Below are 17917 nucleotides of genomic sequence, written 5' to 3'. Positions count from 1 at the left end.
CATCGAGGGCGACCAGGCGGTGAGAGGATGTGGCGGTGAACACGCCAGGCGCCGCATCCCTCGCGCGCGACGGCGTGGCCGCCCTGATCGTGACCCTCGCGGCGGCCGGGGCCTGCGCGACGACGTGGTGGATCGGGACGGCGGTCGCCTCGACCGGCTCGGCGGCGGTCCTCGCCACGGTGGTGGCCCTGTCGCTCGGCAGGCGGACGTTCGCCTCGCGCGCCGAGTTCGCCCGCTCGGCAGTTCTCCTCCCGGTGATCGGCCTGGCCGCCGGGGCCGTCGGCTTGCTGCTCCTCGTCGCACCGCCGGTCGGGGCGGCGCTCTTCGTCGCGGGGATGAGCGTGCCGATCTGGATGCGCCGGTTCGGCCCGCGCGCAGCACGTCTCGGCGGGCTGATCGCCCTCCCGCTGACGGCCGTCCTCGTCGCGCCGGTCCCGCCGTCCCCGGGTGTCCCGGTGTGGCTGTCCGCCGTCCTCGTGCTGATCGCCGGCGTCGTCGCCACGCTGTGGGTGGCCGTCGCCCGCGAGATGCTCCGGCTCCTCCCTGCGGAGCGCGGTCGCATCGAACCGCCGGGCGCCGCCCCTCCCGCCGCCCCAGCTGCCGCTCCGGCGGGCGTCCGCACCCGCCTCCCGGCCAGCACCCGCATGGCGCTGCAGATGGCGGTCGCCCTGACGGCGGCGTTCATCGTCGGCTGGATGGTGTTCCCGGAACATTTCATGTGGGTCGTGCTCACCGCCTTCCTGGTCTGCTCGGGCAACCGCGGCCGCGCCGACGTGCTGCACAAGAGCGCCCTCCGCGTCCTGGGTGCGCTGGGCGGAACGCTCGGCGCCGTTGCGCTGGTCGCCATCCTCCCTCGGGCGACCGGCCCGGGCGTCGTGGTGGCGATCTTCGTCGCGTTGTTCGTCGGCACCTGGCTCCGCCCGGTGAGTTACGCCTTCTGGGCGGTCGCCGTCACCCTCGTGCTGTCGCTGCTGCAGGAGCTGACCGGAGTGGCGACGCTCACCGGGGAAGCGGGTCTGCTCGCCGAACGCCTCATCGCGATCGTCGTCGGCGCCGCCCTCGGGGTCGCCTCCAGCTGGTTCGTCCTGCCCGTCCGGAGCACAGACGTCCTGCGGCGGAGGCTGTCACAGATGCTGGTCGCTCTCGGTGCTGTGTTCAGCGTCCCAGCCGGGGCCGGTGCAGAGGCGGATCGGGACGAACTCGTGGCGGAGTTCCGAGCCGCCGCCGCGCGCGTCGAGCAGCTGGCGCCCGCTCATCGGGCGGCCCGGTTCGTTCGCCGTCTCGGTCGCCGACGACGTAGCCCGATGGCGATCGACTGCATCGAACGGGCCGGCGAGCTGCCTGCCGCCCTCGAACTCCGTCTCGCCCGCGAGGCGGAGGCGCCTCGGGAAACGACCGGCCGGCTCCGCGCGGCCATCGGCGAGGCACGACGCAGTCTCGCCGCACCGACGGATTTCGGGCGGATCCACGGCGCGCTGTCGGCCCTCGTCGTCGTGCTGGGCGGCACGGCCGAGTCCTGAATACAGGACCTGTCCGGCGATAAGTTGTGCACAATCTAATTGCGTGCAATGATCGAACCATGCCGGTGACCGATGAGATGGTGTGCTTCTCCCTCTATGCCGCCACGCGCGCCACGACGCAGGCGTACCGCACGCTCCTCGAACCGTGGGGGCTCACGTATCCGCAGTACCTGGTGCTGGTGACGCTCTGGGTCGAGGGCGAGCAGACCGTCGGATCGCTGGGTGAGCATCTCCAGCTCGACTCGGGCACGCTCTCGCCGCTGCTGCGCCGTATGGAGCAGGCCGGGCTCGTCCGGCGCGAACGCCGCTCCGGCGACGAGCGCGTCGTGACCGTCACCACCGGCGAGCGCGGCCAGGAGCTACGCCCGCGGTTGGCGCACATCCCGGGCCGGATCGCCGCAGGCACCGGCCTGCCGGACGAACAGGCCGCCGCCGCCCTCATCGACACACTCCACCGGCTCACGGAGACCATGCACGCCGCTTCGGCACAGCAGCCGGCCCCCGCGACCAATTGACACACCCTCGAAAGGCACCGATGAACGTCCTCTACACCGCAGAAGCACTCTCCACGGGGGCGGGCCGCGACGGCCGCGTCGCCACCAGCGACGGCTCGTTCGCGCTCGACCTCGGCATCCCCCGTGAGATGGGCGGCTCCGGAGCGGGCACGAACCCCGAGCAGCTGTTCGCCGCCGGCTACGCGGCGTGCTTCCACTCGGCGCTGCAGGCGGTCGCCCGCAGCCAGAAGGTGAAGCTGGAGGACTCCTCGGTCGGCGGCCGTGTCCAGATCGGCCCGAACGGCGAGGGCGGCTTCCAGCTGTCCGTGCTGCTCGAGGTCGTCCTGCCCGGCATCGAGAAGGCGCAGGCGGAGGCCCTCGCCGAGGCGGCGCACCACGTGTGCCCCTACTCCAACGCCACGCGGGGCAACATCGACGTCACCATCACCGTCTCGGAGGACTGAGCCATGAAAGCACTCGTCCACAAGACGTTCGGCGACCCCGCCCAGGTTCTCGCCGTCGAGGAGCGCCCGCTTCCCGAGCCCGGACCGGGCGAGGTCCGCGTGCGGACCCTGCTCTCCCCCATCCACAACCACGACCTCTGGACCGTCCGCGGCACCTACGGCTTCAAGCCCGAGCTGCCCGCCCAGGCCGGGACCGAGGCGGTCGGAGTGGTGGATGCGCTCGGCGAGGGCGTCGAACAGCTAGCAGTCGGCCAGCGGGTCGTCACCGGTGGAACGTTCGGCGTCTGGTCCGAGTATTTCGTCGCCCGCGCCGGCGCGCTCGTCCCTGTCCCGGATGGACTGCCGGACGAGTCCGCCGCCCAACTGGTGTCGATGCCGTTCAGCGCGATCAGCCTGCTCGACTCGCTCGACTTGAGCGAGGGCGACTGGCTCATCCAGAACGCGGCGAACGGCGCGGTCGGGCGGATGGTCGCCCAGCTCGGCGCCGCACGTGGCCTGAACGTCGTAGGCCTGGTCCGCCGGGCGGCGGGCGTCGAGGAGCTGCGTGCGCAGGGGATCGACCAGGTCGTCGCCACCGACGACGAGGGCTGGCGCGAGCGTCTCGCCGAGATCACCCGCGACGCCCCGATCACCGCGGGCGTGGACTCCGTCGGCGGTTCGTCCGCGGGCGACGTGCTCTCGACCCTGGCGGAGAACGGGACGCTCGTGGTCTTCGGCGCCATGGCATCCCCGACGCTGGAGCTCGCCTCGGGCGACATCATCTTCAAGCAGGTCACCGTGAAGGGATTCTGGGGCAGCGTCGTCAGCCGCGAGATGCCCGCCGACCAGCGCGGCCGGCTCTTCCAGGAGCTGTTCGCCCGCCTGCTCGACGGCACGCTGACGCTGCCGGTCGCGGGCATCCACGACCTCGACGACATCGCTGCCGCGGTCGCCGCCAGCAGCGAGGCAGGACGCGTCGGCAAGGTGCTGCTGCGTCCGTGACCCGGCCCGGGGTGGGCGGCTCCCGGTAGCCTGAGGGCATGCTCACCCCGCCGGTCACGCCGAAGAAGCCTGTCGAACGCATCCACCACGGCGACGTCTACGTCGACGACTACGAGTGGCTGCGCGAGAAGGACGACCCGGCGGTGGTCGCCCACCTCCACGAGGAGAACGCGTTCACGAATGCGCGCACCGAGCACCTCGCGGTGCTGCGTGAGCAGCTCTTCGACGAGATCAAGGCACGCACCCGCGAGACCGACATGAGCGTGCCCGTGCGCGAGGGCGACTGGTGGTACTACACCCGCACGGTCGAGGGGAAGCAGTACGGCATCCACTGCCGCGCCCCCATCGCCTCGGCCGACGACTGGGTGCCCCCGGAGCTCGATGAGGAGGCGCAGCGGAGCGGCCTGCCCGGCGAGCAGGTGCTGCTCGACGACAACGCCGAAGCCGAGGGTCACGACTTCTACTCGCTCGGCAGCTTCGACGTGAGCGCCGACGGCACGCGCCTGCTATGGGCGGTCGACACGGAAGGCGACGAGCGGTACACGATCCGGGTGCGGTCTCTGGTGGATGACGGCGTCACGTTCCCCGACGAGATCGAGGGAACCGGAGGCGGTGCCCTCTTCGACCAGACGGGCGCGTACGTCTTCTACACGACCGTGGATGAGTCGTGGCGGCCCGACACCGTATGGCGGCACCGGGTCGGCGACGCCCCGGGGACGGCCGACGTCGAGGTGTTCCACGAGCCCGACGAGCGGTACTGGATCGGCGTGGGCCTCACCCGCAGCCGCCGGTTCCTGGTGATCGAGGCCGGCTCCAACATCACGAGCGAGACCTGGATGCTGCGCTCCGACGACCCGACCGGCGACTTCACCGTCGTCTGGCCGCGCGCAGAGGGCGTCGAGTACGACGTCGAGCACGCCGTCGTCGGCGGCCACGACCGCCTCCTCATCGTGCACAACGACGGCGCGGTCAACTTCGAGCTGGTGAGCGTCGCTGCCGAGGACCCGCAGGGCCCACGCCGGATGCTCCTCCCCCACGACCCGGCCGTCCGGCTGGAAGGAGTGGATGCGTTCCGCGACTTCGTCAGCGTCGAGTACCGCCGTGACGGGATGACGCGCGTCGCCGTCGCGCACGTCCCCGACCCGCACAGCGACCGGCCCCGCGACGACACCCCGCACGAGCTGCACTTCGACGAGGAGCTGTTCACCGTGGGCGTCGGCGGCAACCCCGAGTGGATCCAGCCGTTCCTGCGCCTCGGCTACGGAAGCTTCGTCACGCCGTCGACCGTGTACGACTACGACGTCCACACCGGCGAGCTCGCCCTCCGCAAGCAGCAGCCCGTGCTCGGCGGGTTCGACCCGTCGCTGTTCGAGCAGCGCCGGGAGTGGGCGACCGCGGTCGACGGCGCGCGCATCCCGATCTCGCTGGTCTACCGCCGCGACCTGGTAACCCCCGGCGAGCCGGCGCCTCTCGTGCTGTACGGCTACGGATCGTACGAGGCGAGCATGGACCCGTCGTTCGGCATCCCGCGCCTGAGCCTGCTCGACCGCGGCGTCGTGTTCGCGATCGCGCACGTCCGCGGCGGCGGCGAACTCGGCCGGCTCTGGTACGAGAACGGCAAGAAGCTGCACAAGAAGAACACGTTCACCGACTTCGTCGCCTCCGCCCGGCACCTCGTCGACCGGGGCTGGACCGAGCCGGCCCGGATGGCCGCGCAGGGCGGCAGCGCCGGCGGCCTGCTGATGGGCGCGGTGGCGAACCTGGCTCCGCGCGACTTCGCGGGCATCCTCGCCGAGGTGCCGTTCGTGGACCCGCTGACGAGCATCCTCGACCCGTCCCTCCCCCTCACCGTGATCGAGTGGGACGAGTGGGGCGACCCGCTGCACGACCCGGAGGTCTACGACTACATGAAGTCGTACTCCCCGGTCGAGAACGTGCACTCGACGCACTACCCGCGCATCCTGGCAGTCACGAGCCTCAACGACACCCGGGTGCTCTACGTCGAGCCGGCCAAGTGGGTGGCGAAGCTGCGCGAAGTGGATGCGGACGCCCTGCTCAAGATCGAGATGGCCGCCGGTCACGGGGGCGTCTCCGGCCGGTACGCCGCCTGGCGCGAGAGGGCGTTCACGCTGGCGTGGCTGCTCGACGTGGTCGGGGCCCACCCGTCGGGAGAGTGAACGGGGAGCCGGTGAAGGTCGACCTGAAGAAGGAGCTCGCGAGCTATCGCGCGAAGCACGGGCGCTTCGACGTCGTGACCGTGCCGCCGCTGCGCTACCTCGCGATCGACGGCGAAGGCGACCCGAACACGGCCGAGGCCTATCGGGATGCGCTGCAGACGATCTTTCCCGTCGCCTACGGCCTCAAGTTCCTCAGCAAGCGCGTCCTCGAACGGGACTACACGGTCATGCCGCTGGAGGCGCTGTGGTGGGCGGACGACCTGGAGTCGTTCACGAGCGCACGCGACAAGTCCCGATGGCACTGGACCGCGCTGAACCTGGTGCCCGACTGGATCGATGACGAACACATCGCCTCCGCCCGCGACACCGTCGCACGCAAGGGCCAGGCGCCTGCGCTCGATCGCCTACGGGTCGAGACCCTCGATGAAGGGCTCTGCGTCCAGACGCTGCACATCGGTTCGTACGACGACGAGGCGCCGGTGCTGGAGGCGATGCACGGCACCGTCATCCCCGAGTCAGGCCTGCGGATGACCGGACGCCACCACGAGATCTACCTCAGCGACGCCCGCCGAACCGCGCCCGAGAAGCTGCGCACCATCCTGCGCCAGCCGGTCGAGCGCGCCTGACCTCGGCGGCAGTCGCGCTCAGCCCAGGTCGTCGGGGTCCTTGCCCGTCCGCTCCCCCGACTCCAGGGAGGCGATGGCGGCGAGGTCGTCCGCATCCAGCTCGAACCCGAACACGTCGATGTTGGCGCGGATGCGCTCCGGCGACGTCGACTTCGGGATGACCACGTTGCCGAGCTGCAACTGCCAGCGGATGACGACCTGCGCCGGGCTGACCCGATGCTTGGCCGCCAGCCGGTCGAGCGTGGGATCGCCCAGAATGCGTCCCCGCGCCAGCGGCGACCACGCCTCCGTCACGATCCCGTGCGCCGCGTCGTACGCGCGCACCTCCCTCTGCGGCAGCCACGGATGCAGCTCCACCTGGTTGACGGCGGGCACCGTCTCCGTCTCGCGCGCCAGCCGGTCGAGGTGGTGCGTATGGAAGTTGGCGACCCCGATCGAGAGCGCCCGACCCTCATCGCGCACCCGTTCGAGCGCGCGCCAGGTCTCCACATATTTGTCGCTCTGCGGAGCGGGCCAGTGGATGAGGAACAGGTCGACGGCGTCGAAGCCCAACCGCTCGAGGCTCGCGCCGAACGAGCGCAGCGTCGAATCGTACCCGTTCTCCGTCCACCACACCTTGCTGGTGACGAACACCTCGGAGCGGTCCAGGCCGCTTTGGCGGACGCCGTCGCCCACCCCGCGCTCGTTCGCATAGAAGGCGGCCGTGTCGATGTGGCGGTACCCCGCATCCAGTGCTGCCAGGACCGCATCCGCCGTGTCGGCCTCGGGAATCTTGTAGACGCCGAAACCCAGCTGCGGGATGGTGCGGCCGTCGTTGAGGGTGCACTGCGGGATGCTCGTCATGGCTTCATTCTGCCGCGCAGAGGGTGGTGAGCGTTCCCTGGCAATGGCCTCCACGGCGGTTGCGCCCGGGCGGGGTACGCGGGAACGTAGGCGACTCCTGGAACATCGAGAGGAAGGAGAGCGCATGCTCACCCTCACTGAGAACGCCAGCACGATCGTCAAGACCCTGACAGAGCAGTCCCCGGACGAGTCCGCCGGACTGCGCATCAGCAGCAACAACCCCGACAACACCGCCTTCGCGGCGGCCGTCGCTCCGGAGCCGGAGGCCTCCGACCAGGTGGTCGAGTCGGGAGGCGCCCGGATCTTCCTCGAGACGCAGGCGGCCGAAGTGCTCGACGACAAGGTGCTCGACGCCCAGGTCGACGACCAGGGTGCCGTCAGCTTCGCGATCGGCGTGACCGCGTAGCGGACGCCGTTCGCCGAAATGTGAGAAGGGCCCGGAGCTATCGGCTCCGGGCCCTTCTACGTCAGACCGCCCGTGTCGAATCGGTTGGGCTGTCCCGTCCCTCGCGGGCGGGTGCCGGCCCGACCTCAGGATCCGGCAGCGCGTCCGCGACGATGGGCTGCGGAGCAGTGCGCTGCTCCGGGAGTCCCCACAGCGCTTCCCCCTGGCCCGCATCCAGCAGGAATTCGACCGCGAGCGTCCACAGCGGCACGATCTTCATCGGAGGAATCTCCTCCTCACCCGGGAAGTGCGCCGCGAAGTGCACCTCCGGCTCCCCGTGGATGGGCTCGGCCGCCGTCACGAGGCCGTAGTAGTTGTCGTCATCCACCACCCGCCAGCGCCCGGTGCGTCCGTGCTCCGGCTCCAGCCGCACGTTGTACCCGCCGTACGAGAACTCGGGTCCGGGTGGCAGCGAGGCGCGCGCGTCGTTCGTCATGCTCCCGTTGTACGACCGAACTCCTCCGGAGACAACTCGTTCACTTGCCTAGCGAAACGGTGTACGGCTACACCCGCCCGGGCGGCTGTCAACGCCTCGACTGCCGGCATCGTTCGGCATCGACTGGTCGGAGCGAAAAGGCGAAGGGAAGGATCCACATGCTGGCGATGACGTACCGCGGGCCGTACAAGATCCGCGTCGAGGAGAAGGACAGGCCCACGATCGAGCATCCCGGCGATGCGATCGTCCGGGTGACCCTGGCCGCGATCTGCGGCTCGGACCTGCACCTGTATCACGGGATGATGCCGGACACCCGGATCGGCCACACGTTCGGTCACGAGTTCATCGGTGTGGTGGACGAGGTCGGCCCGGACGTCCAGAACCTCAAGGTCGGCGACCGGGTCATGGTGCCGTTCAACATCTTCTGCGGAAGCTGCTATTTCTGCGTGCGTGGCCTGTACTCGAACTGCCACAACGTCAACCCGAACGCGACCGCCGTCGGCGGGATCTACGGCTACTCGCACACCACCGGCGGCTACGACGGCGGACAGGCGGAGTACGTGCGCGTGCCTCTGGCGGACGTCGGCCCGACGATCATCCCCGACTGGATGTCCGACGAGGATGCGGTGCTGCTCACCGACGCCTTGCCCACCGGGTATTTCGGCGCCCAGCTCGGCGAGATCGCCGAGGGTGACACGGTCGTGGTGTTCGGCGCCGGCCCGATCGGATTGTATGCGGCGAAGTCGTCGTGGCTCATGGGCGCCGGGCGGGTCATCGTGGTCGACCACCTCGACTACCGGCTGGAGAAGGCGCGGCAGTTCGCCCAGGCCGAGACCTACAACTTCATCGAGGTGGGCGACGTGGTGCGCACGCTCAAGTACGCCACCGACGGTCTCGGCGCGGACGTCGTGATCGACGCGGTCGGCGCGGAAGCCGATGGCTCGGCGCTTCAGCACATCACGGCCTCCAAGCTGAAGCTGCAGGGCGGGTCGCCCGTCGCGCTCAACTGGGCGATCGACTCGGTCCGCAAGGGCGGGACGATCTCGGTGATGGGCGCCTACGGGCCGCTCTTCAGCGCCGTGAAGTTCGGCGACGCGATGAACAAGGGCTTGAGGATCAACACCAATCAGTGCCCGGTGAAGCGGCAGTGGCCGCGCCTGTTCGAGCACGTCAGGAACGGGTACCTGAAGCCGAGCGAGATCGTCACCCATCGCATCCCGTTGGAGCACATCCAGGACGGCTACCACCTGTTCTCGACGAAGCTCGACGGGATCATCAAGCCGCTCGTCGTGCCGAGCGCAGCGTAGAGAGGACGCCGTCATGCCGTACGTCGCAAGCGACCACAGGAAGAATCTGGACCGGGAGGCGCTCCGCCAGCGCATCCCCGGTTGGGGCGTCGACAGCGACCCCGCCGACCGCCCCTCCCATCCGCGGGAGCGGACCGTGCCGGAGGACACGGGCGCCCACTGGACCCTCCCGGTGCTCCAGGAGCCACGGGAGGGCAGGGAGAAGTCGGTCGAGCACACGATGCTGACGCCGGTGTTCGGAACGGCCCAGCCGCTCCACGGCGTCTCGGGCGCGATCCGCCGGTACGCCTACGACCGGTACAGCGAAGGTCAGACCGCCCACTGGCTGCTGCTGGTGGTCGGTGACCGAGTGGATGCCATCGGCGCCCATGTGAAATCGCTCGCCAGCCGCAGACCCGACGACCCGATCACCGAGTCCGGCGTGCTGTCGGAGCTGGGACACCGTCCACTGTCTTCCCGGTTCGGCAATCAGCGGGCAGACGTCAAGCACACCTGGCTCGATCCGATCATCGTGCTCGGGCCGTGGGTGCTCGCCGGCGTGGTCGCTGTCCGTGTCGTGGCGAAGGCGGTCAGGCGCTGACCCGTGTTGGCCGCCTCAGGCGCACGCCTTTTGGAGCCCGTCGAAGGCTTGGGCGACGTCCGTGAAGTGCTGAAGGAATCTGTACTCCACGTCCGGACCCTGGGGGGTCGAGGTCACCTCGATGAGTTTGAGGTATGCCAGCATGTCGTCCATTTCATCCGCTACGTCGTCGGCGGCGACGGCTACGGCGCTGTCCGTCGTCTGCGCCGCAGATGCCTCGAACTGAGCGACTGCGTCAGAGACGGCCGCGACGGCTCCCTTGGGGTCGCTGGCGTAGGTGGAAGAGACGTCCTTCATCACGGCAACAGCTGCTGCGAAGTCGTCCCCCAACTGAGCGCATTGGGACGACGTAGTCTCGTTCAGTTCGTCGCCGAACCGGCCGGAGGATTCAGCCGCCGAGGTCACGGCACCGAGAGCGGCTGCCGCAACCATGACGAAGGAGACGAGCACGGCGGTCACCATCTGAACACCGCCTATCACGATGCCCGCGATCGCGAACCCGCGGCCCTTCTGCCCGGTGCGCTTGAGCTGCGTCAATGAGATGATGCCGCAGATCACGCCGGCGAGACCCACGAAGAAGGCGGCGGCGAAGGCGACGATGGCGAGGACGCTCGTAGTGTTCACCGGAGGTACCGGCGGGGCGGGCGTTGCCGCACCGTCGGCGTAGGTTGTGGGCGCCCCCGTGTGCTGCTGCTGCGTCGGGTCGTTTTCGAAGGTCATCGGCACTCCATGGCGGGTCAGATCGCCAGGCGCGATTCGCCTGATCCCCTGCATATGAAGACGAGCGATGCGTGCATTCGTGACGCCGGATTGACCGGCGACGCGGACCCATCGTTCTAGCCGCACCCCGCGGCGCCGGTGTCAATCGACTGGCGCCGGCGCCGGCGGGGTCGTTCGATGGTTTGCAGTGCGCGGGCCGTCTCAACCCCGCTAGGCGGCTCGCGCACCACTCTTCGCGTTTACGGTGCCGCGACCTCTTCCGGGACACCCGGGTTCTGCTGCTGCCCGGCCTCGTGCTCGGCCTCCGCCTCGGCGTCGTCCCCGCGGAACTGCGTCATGTAGAGGTCGTAGTACGCACCGCGCCGCTCCAGCAGCGTGGCGTGGTCGCCCTGCTCGACGATCCGCCCCTGCTCCATCACCAGGATGGTGTGCGCATCCCGAATGGTGGAGAGCCGGTGCGCGATCACGAACGACGTCCGGTCGGTGCGCAGGGCCGCCATCGCGTGCTGCACCAGCAGTTCGGTACGCGTGTCGACGGACGACGTCGCCTCATCGAGGATGAGCAGCGACGGGTTCGCGATGAAGGCACGCGCGATCGTGAGGAGTTGCCGCTCGCCGGCCGAGACGTTGCCGCCTTCGGCGTCGATGACGGTGTCGTAGCCGTCAGGCAGCTGGCGCACGAAACGGTCGACCATGGTCGCCTTCGCTGCGGCGATCACCTCGTCGTCGGTCGCGTCGAGCCGGCCGTAGCGGATGTTCTCGCGGATGGTGCCGGAGAACAGCCAGGCGTCCTGCAGCACCATCCCGACCTGGCCGCGCAGTTCGTCGCGCGACAGGTGCGTGGTGTCGATCCCGTCGAGCCGGATCGTGCCGCCTGTCAGTTCGTAGAACCGCATGATCAGGTTCACGAGGGTGGTCTTGCCCGCGCCCGTCGGCCCGACGATCGCGACAGTGCTGCCCGGCTGGACGCTGAGCGACAGGTCGCGGATGAGCTCCACCTCGGGGTCGTACGAGAAGTCGACGTGGTCGAGCTCGACGCGGCCATCCGCCCGCTCCGGCAGGTGCTCGGTCGCGGTGTCGGCCGTCTGCTCCTCGGAGTCGAGGAACTCGAACGTCCGCTCGGCGGAGGCGACACCCGACTGCAGCATGTTCGCCATACCGGCGATCTGCCCGATGGGCTGCGAGAACTCGCGAGAGTACTGGATGAAGGCGGTCGCATCGCCGATGGTCAGCTGACCGGCCGCGACCTTGAGCCCTCCGACGACCGCGATGAGCACATAGGAGAGGTACGACACGAAGTTCATCGCCGGCATGATGCTGCCGGACACGAACTGCGCGCCGACCTGCGCCTGGTGCAGCTTCGAGTTGCGGGCGTCGAACTCGTCGAGCATCACCGCGTCGCGGCCGAAGGCCCGGACCAGGTCGAGCCCGGAGTACGACTCCTCGATGTGGCCGTTCAGCGACCCAGTGGAGGCCCACTGAGTCGTGAACAGCTTCTGGGAGCGCGAGCCGATGACGCCGGCGATCACGCCGGATAGCGGGATCGAGACCAGCGCGATCAGGGCGAGTTGCCACGACACGATGAACATCATGATCCCGATGCCGATGACCGTCAGGACGGACTGGATGAGCTGCGAGAACGCCTGCTGCAGTGCCGTCTGGATGTTGTCGACGTCGTTGGTCACCCGCGACATGAGGTCGCCGCGCTGGCGGGTGTCGAAGTAGCTGAGCGGCAGGCGGTTGAGCTTGTCCTCGACGTCCTTGCGCAGCCCGTAGACGACCCGCATCACGAGGGCGTTGAGCAGGAAGCCCTGCCACCACTGCAGCAGGGAGGCCACCAGATACATCGTCAGCACGATCAAGAGCAACCGGCCGAGCTCGGTGAAGTCGATACCCTGCCCGGTGGTCACGCCGGAGCCGGCGATGACGTCGGCGAGCTGGCCCTGTCCGCTGTCGCGGAGCTGCTGGACGACCTGGTCGACAGGCACACCCGGGGGCAGCTGCGAAGAGATGACGCCCTGGAAGATCACGTTCGTCGCGTCACCCAGGATCTTCGGTGCGATCACGACGAGCGTGACCGACACCACGGTCAGCAGCGTCACCCAGGCCATCCCGAGCCACTCGGGCTTGAGCAGGCCCAGCAGGCGCTTGAAGGAGGGCCAGAAGTTCTTGGCCTTCTTCGCGGGGGCGCCGCCGAACATGTCGCCGTCGGCCTCGCCGGGCGTGAAGTCGTACTCCTCCTCGAGTTCGTCGAGGACGATGTCCTTCGCGGTCGGGTTCTGCCCCTCCTCGGGGCGTCCGCCGCGCTTCTTGCGGTCCGTGGTGCGTGCCATCTCAGGCCACCTCCAAGCTCAGCTGCGACTCGACGATCTCGCGGTACGTCTCGTTCGTCTCCAGCAGTTCGTCGTGCGTGCCGCGGCCGACCACCCGTCCGTCGTCCATGACGATGATCGTGTCGGCCTCGCGGATCGTAGAGACGCGCTGGGCGACGACGATCATCGCGGCGTCCCCGGTGGAGTCGGCCAGCGCACGGCGGAGGCGGGCGTCGGTTGCTACGTCCAGCGCCGAGAACGAGTCGTCGAACAGGAACACCTTCGGGTCGGCGACCAGCGCCCGGGCGATGCAGAGCCGTTGCCTCTGCCCACCGGACACGTTGGTGCCGCCCTGGGCGATCCGCTCGTCGAGCCCATGCTCTTTGGCACGGACGAAGTCTTCCGCCTGGGCGATGCGCAGCGCCTGCCACAGCTCTTCGTCCGTGGCGTCCGGCCGCCCGAACCGCAGGTTCGATGCGATGGTGCCGGAGAAGAGGTACGGCCGCTGCGGCACGAGGCCGAGCACTCCGGCGATCTGCTGCCGGGTGAGCGCGTCGACGGCCACTCCCCCGATGAGGACGTGTCCGCTCTGCGGGGTGAACAGGTTGGCGATCACCGACACCAGGGTGGTCTTCCCGGACCCGGTGGATCCGACGATCGCGGTCACTCGACCCGGTTCCGCCGTGAAGGACACATCGCTCAGCACCGGCTTCTCGGCGCCGGGGTAGCCGAAGGTCACATTCTGAACCTCGACGCGCCCGTCAGCGGGCACCGTGATTGGCGTGCCATCGGCCTGCTGGGTGCTGGGCTCGGCGCCGAGCACCTCCTGGATGCGCTCGGCACAGACCATCGCGCGCGGGATCATCATGGCCATGAAGACACCCATCATCACCGCGACGAGGATCTGCAGCAGGTACTGCAGGAACGCCGTCAGGGCTCCGATCTGGATGTCGCCGGCATCCACCCGGTGACCGCCGAACCACAGCACGGCCACGGTCGCGACATTGAGGATCAGCATGATGATCGGGAACATCAGCACGAAGACGTTTCCGACCTTGACCGAGATGCGGGTCAGGGCCGCGTTGGCGTCGTCGTATCGCTTGGTCTCGAAGCGCTCGCGGACGAAGGCGCGGATCACGCGGATACCCACGATCTGCTCGCGGATGACGCCGTTCACCCCGTCGATGCGCTCCTGCATGATGCGGAACATCGGGAGCAGCACCGCCACGAGGATGCCGACGACGATGAAGAGGATGGCCACCGACACCCAGATCAGCCAGGAGAGTCCGGCATCCACTCGCACTGCGAAGATGATTCCCGCGATGCACATGATCGGCGTCGACACCATGAAGTTGAACGTCATCAGCAGGAGCATCTGCACCTGCTGCACGTCGTTCGTGTTCCGGGTGATCAGGGTCGGAGTGCCCCAGCGGGCGAGGTCGAGCGAGGGCAGCGCATCCACCTTGCGGTAGAAGGAGCGCCGGATGTCCCTGCCGGCCGTCATGGAGGCCCGCGCACCGAAATAGGTGGCGGCGACCGCCGCGATCACCTGGACGAAGCAGACGATCAGCATTATGCCGCCCGTGCGCCAGATGAAGTCGGTGTCGCCCTTGACCACGCCCTTGTCGATGATGTCGGCGTTGAGCGTCGGGAGGTAGAGAGCGGCCATGGTGGCGATCAGTTGCAGGATCACGACCGCCGTGACCGCACGCCAGTAGGGGCGCACGAAGCGAAGAGAAAGACGAAGCAGAGTCACAAGAGTTCCCCGGTGTGCTGTGTTGTGTGGATGCCGACGCGAGCAACGAGCGGCACGATCGACGTTATCGAGTAATGAGGACAGGAAACGTCCTCAATGAAGGACGTCGGGGCCGGTGGTCAGGCGGCCGTGTAGTGAAGGTGCACCACGCCGTTGTCGTACGCGTCGTGGTGGCGCAGCCGCAGTTTAGCGGGCGCGCTCCCCTCCGGGAACAGTCGCGCCCCCGTCCCGCGGACCACCGGATAGACGAAGAGGTGCAGTGAGCCGACCAGCCCGTCAGCGAGCAGAGAGCGAACCAGGGAGCCGGACCCGCTCACGTACACACCGCCGCTGAACCCGTCGGCGAACTCGCGGATGCGGTCCGCGTCGTACGCACCGAGGGCACGCGAGTTGTGCCAGATGTTCTCCGCCGTGGCGTCGTCGAGCGAACTGCTGACGACGCCCTTGGGACTGTCGTTGAAGAACGGCGCTCCTGGGTCGTCTTCCGCAGTGCGCTGGGACCAGGCGGGGGCGAACATCTCGAAAGTGCGTCGGCCCAGCAGGATCGCATCGGAGGAACGCGTGATGCGCCCGATGTCGTCACCCATCTCGGGATCGAACCCGAACTCGGCCGTCCAGCTCGGATCTTCGTAGACACCATCCAGCGACACGAACTCGTGCACAGCGATCGCGCCCATGAGATTCCCCTTTCCCCCGCAACAGCATAGGGGCTGGCGCGCGCTCACGGAACGGTCGCGGCGCAGCCTGAAATTCCGTCTCGGCAGCGTGGCGGCGGTGTGACGGGCTTTACCCGTACTACCCGCCACACCGCCTGAAGCAGTCCGGCCGTTCATCCAAACCCTTCATCCATGAAGACGCGCGTCGAGGGCATTCGTGACGCGACTCCGGCCAACCACATCCTGCTGTCAACCCCTGACCGTCGCAGAAGCCGCAGCGTAGACACGGAGCAGAGTGACGGGAGGGCTTTCGTGAACCGGTCCATGACTCTCAGCGGCGAGCGCCGGATGGGCGCGCCCCGGCTGACCCCGGAGGTGGTGCCCGGCGTCCACCGGCTGGAGCACGCATCCACCAACTGCTATCTGCTGGTCGACGGGGACGCGTGGACCCTGGTGGATGCCGCGTTCCCGAACACCTGGGGTGCCCTGGTCAAGGCAGCCCACGAACTGGACCTTCGGATGCGGGAGCTGCAAGGCATCGTGCTCACGCACGGGCACTTCGATCATGTGGGCTTCGCCGAGCGCGCCGTGGAGGAGCTCGGGGTCCCGGTCTTCGTGCATCCGGGCGACCGCCGGCTCGCCGCTCATCCGTATCGCTACCAGCGCGAGCACACTCCCTTCGTCTATCCCTTCCTCTACCCCCGCTCGCTCGGGCCGGTGGCCGGAATGCTGCGGGCGGGCGCCCTCAACGTGAAGGGAGTGGAGGAGGTGTCTGACCTTCCGGAATCCGGCACCGTGGATCTTCCCGGTCGACCCGAGGTCGTGTTCACGCCCGGGCACACCTTCGGGCACTGCGGGCTGCTGCTCCGAGACCGGGAGACGCTGCTCAGCGGCGACGCCATCGTGACGCTGGACCCGTACAAGGGCATCCCGGGGGCTCAGATCATCGCCGGCGCTGCGACCGCGGACTCCGATCAGGCCCTGGCGTCGCTGAACGTGATCGCGGCGACCGGCGCACGGGTGCTTCTTCCGGGGCACGGCGAGCCGTGGCGCGACGGTGCAGAAGCGGCTGTCGCGTCGGCGCGCGCCATCGGGCGGAGCTAGTTGCCGCCCGCTTTCGCCAGCAACGGAAGTGCGCGGACCGCTGTGGAGCCTAAGATCCACACCGGGGACAGGGCGACTCCGACGGCCGCGATCGCGAGCACCGCGCCCGTGGGCAAGAAGTACGCAAGAGCACCGGCGAGCGCGGCGCCGATCGGATCCACCCCCCAGGTCATGATGCGGCTTGCCGCCGAGAACGAACCCAAGGACTCCGATGGAATGAAGATCTGCTTGAGGGTCTCGGTACCGGTGATGTTCACCATCACGCTTGATGCCCAGAGACCCAATGACAACCCGAGGAGTGCGACGTTCAGGACGGGTCTGCCTGGGCTCAGGAGGAGCATGCCCAGTGCGGCGATCGACGGAAGCGCGAATGTGAAGCTCAGAACCAGCGCCGGCTTTGCCCAGTTCCAGGCACGCGGCGCAATGAGAGTCGACAGCAGCCCGAGCACGCCCCCCAAAGCCCCGGCGATGCCGATCTCCGCGGCGGTCAGGCTTTCGGTTGTGAGCGCGTGGGCGATGTAGACGGCTTGAATGGTCGCAGTGAAGAGATTGAAGTGGGCGATCGCCAGGTTGACGGGCCACATGATCGCGCTTCCATACAGGCTCCGGAAGCCGCTCCCGAGGGAAGCAACGTACGCCCGTACCGATAGAGGCGTCGGCGGCTCAGGTTTGGGCTCGCGGATGCTCGCTACAGCCACCGCGGACACGACGTACGTTACTGCGTCCGCGATGAAGAGGGCGAACGGGCTGAAGAGCTGGAGGAGGATGCCGGCCGTGGCTCCGGCCCCGATATCTCCTGCGGAGCGGATGCCTGCAATCCAAGAGTTCGCCGAGGTTAGCTTTGAGCGATGCGTGATTCCAGGGATGAGAGCCGCGAACGCGCTGTCATACAGCCCGGTGATTCCCGCGATGACGGCAGCAGCGACCACCAGACCCGGCAGGCTTGACTGTCCGGCGAGGAACGAGATCGCGATGGCGGTCATGAGCACGGCACGAACTCCGGAGAGGATCGCCATGAATCGGGTGCGTCGACCGCGATCGGTCCACGGACCCAGTAGTCCGAGAAAGATCAGAGTTCCGACCCCTGCCGCCGTGTTGATCCAAGCCACGTCAGAAGTCGAGGCATGCAGGTTCTCAAGCGCAACGATCGGCAGTGCGAACAACGTCAGCTGGCTGCCGAAGAATGAAACGGCTTCGCTCCACCACAACCGGCTGAAGCCACGATTCCATAGCCGCGGGGCCGCCGAAGCCTGAGCAATCCGGTTGGTCATGCGCTGGCCAGCTCCCGGGCATCAACGACGCCGCGTCCGTGAACGACGACGGTGTCGATGTCGATCGACGCCTCTTCGATCTCGAATGAAGTGGTCTCCATGGTTTGCACCTCCCCCCAAAGCACATGTGCGCGCTGTTGCGCATTGCGAAGCTAGCCGAAGGGTGACGCCGTAGAACAATCGTTCTACGTAGACGTGGGGCCGGTCGTACAGGAGGCTCGCGTA

The 17917-nt window shown here is 68.3% G+C and carries 17 protein-coding genes; 10 read left to right on the top strand and 7 right to left on the bottom strand.

Annotated features, from left to right (window positions below; genetic code table 11):
- The first annotated feature begins 35 nt into the window (after positions 1–35).
- The 6 genes from AB7E03_RS14960 to AB7E03_RS14935 are packed head-to-tail and all read left to right on the top strand — an operon-like array spanning position 36 to position 6262.
- Positions 36–1520, top strand: a complete 1485-nt coding sequence (locus AB7E03_RS14960) for an FUSC family protein (protein WP_489942134.1) — start codon at positions 36–38, stop codon at positions 1518–1520.
- 59 nt (positions 1521–1579) lie between these two features.
- Positions 1580–2035 carry a MarR family winged helix-turn-helix transcriptional regulator gene (locus AB7E03_RS14955; RefSeq protein WP_489942133.1) on the top strand — a complete coding sequence of 152 codons (456 nt, stop codon included), beginning with the start codon at positions 1580–1582 and terminating at the stop codon, positions 2033–2035.
- Positions 2036–2055: 20 nt separating this feature from the next.
- Positions 2056–2478 (top strand): organic hydroperoxide resistance protein, encoded by a 423-nt coding sequence (locus tag AB7E03_RS14950; protein ID WP_489942132.1) that lies wholly within the window; start codon positions 2056–2058, stop codon positions 2476–2478.
- A 3-nt stretch (positions 2479–2481) separates the two neighbouring features.
- Positions 2482–3459: a zinc-binding dehydrogenase gene (locus AB7E03_RS14945; protein WP_489942131.1), complete on the top strand. Its 978-nt coding sequence runs from the start codon at positions 2482–2484 to the stop codon at positions 3457–3459.
- Positions 3460–3497: 38 nt separating this feature from the next.
- Positions 3498–5636: a S9 family peptidase gene (locus tag AB7E03_RS14940; RefSeq protein ID WP_489942130.1), complete on the top strand. Its 2139-nt coding sequence runs from the start codon at positions 3498–3500 to the stop codon at positions 5634–5636.
- Positions 5637–5647: 11 nt separating this feature from the next.
- Positions 5648–6262, top strand: a complete 615-nt coding sequence (locus AB7E03_RS14935; protein WP_489942129.1) for a GyrI-like domain-containing protein — start codon at positions 5648–5650, stop codon at positions 6260–6262.
- An 18-nt stretch (positions 6263–6280) separates the two neighbouring features.
- Here AB7E03_RS14935 and AB7E03_RS14930 read toward each other — a convergent pair whose 3' ends face one another.
- Positions 6281–7105 carry an aldo/keto reductase gene (locus AB7E03_RS14930; protein WP_489942128.1) on the bottom strand — a complete coding sequence of 275 codons (825 nt, stop codon included), beginning with the start codon at positions 7103–7105 and terminating at the stop codon, positions 6281–6283.
- A 124-nt stretch (positions 7106–7229) separates the two neighbouring features.
- Between AB7E03_RS14930 and AB7E03_RS14925 the strand changes: the two genes are divergently transcribed.
- Positions 7230–7511 (top strand): Fe-S cluster assembly protein HesB, encoded by a 282-nt coding sequence (locus tag AB7E03_RS14925; protein WP_489942127.1) that lies wholly within the window; start codon positions 7230–7232, stop codon positions 7509–7511.
- 61 nt (positions 7512–7572) lie between these two features.
- On the opposite strand, the gene AB7E03_RS14920 is transcribed toward AB7E03_RS14925, so the two are convergent.
- A complete protein-coding gene (locus AB7E03_RS14920) occupies positions 7573–7986 on the bottom strand; it encodes a hypothetical protein (protein ID WP_489942126.1) in 414 nt (137 codons plus the stop codon).
- 158 nt (positions 7987–8144) lie between these two features.
- Here AB7E03_RS14920 and AB7E03_RS14915 point away from each other — a divergent pair, with 158 nt between their 5' ends.
- Both AB7E03_RS14915 and AB7E03_RS14910 read left to right on the top strand, forming a co-directional pair.
- Positions 8145–9293, top strand: a complete 1149-nt coding sequence (locus tag AB7E03_RS14915; protein WP_489942125.1) for a zinc-dependent alcohol dehydrogenase — start codon at positions 8145–8147, stop codon at positions 9291–9293.
- 13 nt (positions 9294–9306) lie between these two features.
- Positions 9307–9873, top strand: coding sequence for a hypothetical protein (locus AB7E03_RS14910; RefSeq protein WP_489942124.1), 567 nt, complete (start codon positions 9307–9309; stop codon positions 9871–9873).
- A 15-nt stretch (positions 9874–9888) separates the two neighbouring features.
- On the opposite strand, the gene AB7E03_RS14905 is transcribed toward AB7E03_RS14910, so the two are convergent.
- From AB7E03_RS14905 to AB7E03_RS14890, 4 genes are all read right to left on the bottom strand, one after another.
- Positions 9889–10593 carry a DUF4190 domain-containing protein gene (locus tag AB7E03_RS14905; RefSeq protein ID WP_489942923.1) on the bottom strand — a complete coding sequence of 235 codons (705 nt, stop codon included), beginning with the start codon at positions 10591–10593 and terminating at the stop codon, positions 9889–9891.
- Positions 10594–10832: 239 nt separating this feature from the next.
- Positions 10833–12926 carry an ABC transporter ATP-binding protein gene (locus AB7E03_RS14900; RefSeq protein WP_489942123.1) on the bottom strand — a complete coding sequence of 698 codons (2094 nt, stop codon included), beginning with the start codon at positions 12924–12926 and terminating at the stop codon, positions 10833–10835.
- Between the two features lies 1 nt (position 12927).
- Positions 12928–14661, bottom strand: coding sequence for an ABC transporter ATP-binding protein (locus AB7E03_RS14895; protein WP_489942122.1), 1734 nt, complete (start codon positions 14659–14661; stop codon positions 12928–12930).
- Between the two features lie 119 nt (positions 14662–14780).
- Positions 14781–15338 carry a dihydrofolate reductase family protein gene (locus AB7E03_RS14890; protein WP_489942121.1) on the bottom strand — a complete coding sequence of 186 codons (558 nt, stop codon included), beginning with the start codon at positions 15336–15338 and terminating at the stop codon, positions 14781–14783.
- A 303-nt stretch (positions 15339–15641) separates the two neighbouring features.
- Here AB7E03_RS14890 and AB7E03_RS14885 point away from each other — a divergent pair, with 303 nt between their 5' ends.
- The gene (locus AB7E03_RS14885) at positions 15642–16421 is read left to right on the top strand and encodes an MBL fold metallo-hydrolase (RefSeq protein WP_489942120.1); all 780 of its coding nucleotides are present in this window, start codon (positions 15642–15644) and stop codon (positions 16419–16421) included.
- Here AB7E03_RS14885 and AB7E03_RS14880 read toward each other — a convergent pair.
- Positions 16418–17692 carry an MFS transporter gene (locus AB7E03_RS14880; protein ID WP_489942119.1) on the bottom strand — a complete coding sequence of 425 codons (1275 nt, stop codon included), beginning with the start codon at positions 17690–17692 and terminating at the stop codon, positions 16418–16420. The two genes, AB7E03_RS14885 and AB7E03_RS14880, sit on opposite strands and share 4 nt — an antisense overlap.
- Between the last annotated feature and the right edge of the window lie 225 nt (positions 17693–17917).

It is taken from the genome of Leifsonia sp. RCC_180, assembly GCF_058138205.1.
The sequence above is the reverse complement of the archived record's forward strand: the minus strand, read 5'-3'. Positions and strand labels throughout refer to the sequence as shown.